This window comes from Aeromonas sp. DNP9 (assembly GCF_001728955.1).
Lineage (GTDB): Bacteria > Pseudomonadota > Gammaproteobacteria > Enterobacterales > Aeromonadaceae > Aeromonas > Aeromonas veronii.
Map to the genome: position 1 here is coordinate 1 of NZ_LYSQ01000063.1, position 2,586 is coordinate 2,586.

Annotated in this window: 3 protein-coding genes; all 3 read left to right on the forward strand. The window is 53.9% G+C overall.

Going from position 1 to position 2,586, the window contains the following annotated elements:
• Positions 1–611 precede the first annotated feature (611 nt).
• Positions 612–1,169 (forward strand): hypothetical protein, encoded by a 558-nt coding sequence (locus A9G06_RS21200; RefSeq protein WP_069556545.1) that lies wholly within the window; start codon positions 612–614, stop codon positions 1,167–1,169.
• A gap of 220 nt (positions 1,170–1,389) precedes the next feature.
• Positions 1,390–1,776 (forward strand): MAPEG family protein, encoded by a 387-nt coding sequence (locus A9G06_RS21205; RefSeq protein WP_069556546.1) that lies wholly within the window; start codon positions 1,390–1,392, stop codon positions 1,774–1,776.
• A gap of 116 nt (positions 1,777–1,892) precedes the next feature.
• Positions 1,893–2,543 carry a hypothetical protein gene (locus A9G06_RS21210; protein WP_069556547.1) on the forward strand — a complete coding sequence of 217 codons (651 nt, stop codon included), beginning with the start codon at positions 1,893–1,895 and terminating at the stop codon, positions 2,541–2,543.
• Positions 2,544–2,586: the final 43 nt, after the last annotated feature.

A 2,586-nucleotide genomic window follows, 5' to 3' on the forward strand; every position in this document is an offset into this window, starting at 1 on the left:
GCGAGCACCTCATCAAGAATAGAGCCTGCCATCAACACAGCCCCTCTATCAGACTCTTTATAAAAATCATTCAAGAATGTTGCGAGTCGCAAAATTTCAGGTGGTGTATCTTCCCAAGCCATTTACCCAATCTCCAATTTTTAAAGTTAGTTAAAAATACCATTTAATACCCACTAAATATTGGAAAGCCAAGATGGTTCCATTTTTCTCGTTATGATTGATTTGCTATCAAAAACTTCATATCACAAAAACGCCAACAATACCTCATAGCAATCAATAATAATGTTATCTATTTGTAATTTACCGAGTCTCAACATCATTATATTTTGACTGGGATTATATCAAACGTATATCAGCTTAGTGAGTGAAAAGTTATTTGTCATGCTGATTTCGTTCAGTCTTTTGATAATAATCAGCTGTGGAGCGAATGAGAATATGCAAGCACATTAACACCAGCTCTTAGCCCCTCCATCAGCCATGCCCCCCCCCCCCAAACCTTCAGCTATATACCGACCTTTTTACTACCCAACCCTGAATAATCAGTTCAAAAACCGTTCATGCCCCTTCGCTACACTGCCCGCTCGTTTATCGCTATCAGGAGTCTTAAAACAATGATGTTGCACCTCAAGAAGAGCACCCTTGCCCTCGTCCTGCTTGCCGCCAGCGGCGCACTTAGCGCCGCCGAAATCGCCAACAACAATATTACCGAGGCGGAGATCAAGGCCGCGCAGGATGGTTGGGGCGCGGCGCTTATCAAGATCAGCGATGACTATCGCGTCGGTGGGATTGAGCGCGCCAAGGCGACTGCCGAGTCGGTGCTCGACAGCGCCTATGGCTACCAGCAGGGGCCAGTGCTGTTCAAACCCACCCTTGCCGGTGGCGAGCAGACCTTTCGCACCAACCGCGAGGGGGCGCTGGCCTACTTTGTCGGCAACAACAGCGCCTACCCCACCGACAAAGGGTTCGCCCTGAAAAACTGGCAGAGCTATCGCTATGACAATGCCGCCGTCTATATCAACGGCGACATGGCGCTGACCATGGGCAAGGTGCATCTGGTGGATCACGACAACAAGGAGACCACGGTCGACAAGAGCTGGGGTTTCAAGAAGGGGGATGATGGCAAGGTGCGCATCGTGCTGCACCACTCCTCCCTCCCTTACGAGGGGTAATGACGGGGCTCTGCCCACCATCAATATGATCAAAAGACAGCCCTGCCACTTCGGCAGGGCTGTCTGTTTTGCGCCTGCGCTTGGCCGATGGCGAGTGAGTGGATGACGGTCGTGCTAAGGCAGTTTGCTGCTACCCTCAAGGCAAGCCATTGAGATGCCGAGCATTATCGCGTCTCTTAACTCCAGCCACTCGTTATCATCACACAAGGAGCCAGATACCATGACCATACTGCCTGTTTACGCGGCCCTGCTCGCCCTGCTGTTTGTGTTGCTGAGCATTCGAACCATTCGCACCCGCCATAGCCGCAAGGTGGCGCTGGGGCATGGGGATGACCCCGCCATGTTGCGCGCCATGCGGGTGCATGCCAACTTTGCCGAGTATGTCCCCCTCGCCCTGCTGCTAATCTATTTCGTTGAAACCGACAGCCATGCCCCCTGGCTGGTTCATTTGCTGGGGAGTGCCTTGCTGCTTGGCCGTCTCTGCCACGCCTTTGGCATGAGCCGCACGCCGGAGAACTTCCGTTATCGGGTGGCGGGAATGGGGCTGACCTTCACGGTGATCCTGGTGAGCGCTGCCCATATCCTGATCACGGCGCAGCTCCCCTGACCCGGCCGTCACGAATAGCTGGCGAAGCGGTCTGGCAGCCATCCCCATCGGCTATTCTTTACTGCACAGATAGTCGCAACAGTTCTGCTTGAACAAGCCCGATTCAGGAGTGCGATATGAAGTGGATTGGCTGGTTACTGCTTGTCGGGCTGACTCACGTTGTCCACGCAACCCCGCTAAAGCTGGCGGCAGCGGTCGAGCACACTGCGATGTTGCGCCCTTTTATTCATGACTGGTTTGGCCGGGCCGGCATCGACTTTCAGTTGATCCCCTGCACCTATGCCCGCTGCGAAAAGTTGATTGAGGCAGACCATGCAGTCGATGGCGATATGGCCCGGATCAAGGGCTTTGATCAGACCTATCCCCACTTGCTGCAGATCGGTGCCCCCATCTCGGAGGTGGCGATTTATGGTCAGCCAAGGGATAACCCGAGCTGGCCCCCTGCCAAGGGTACCGTGATTGGCTGCCTGCGTGGCATCCAGTGGTGCGAACGCTTCCTCGGCAACTATCAGGTCATCTGGTTGAACGATGAGAAGCAGGGGCTTGCCCAACTGCATCGAGGCAAAGTGGACTGGCTCATCAAGATGCGCCCTGCCTCTCAACCTGCACTGGCGTCCCCCTGGCAGGAGATCACCAAAGAGCAGGTCTTTCTCTACCTCGATAAAAAGCACCGCGCGGAAATTGCGGCCTTGCTCAAGGTACAGCTGGCGTTTATCAATAACGGCCGCTGGCTGGCGATGCAAAAGCAGTATTTTTCGGCCATCTAGTGATGGTTCTCGCAGCACCACACCGGGCCGATTACATGGCTGA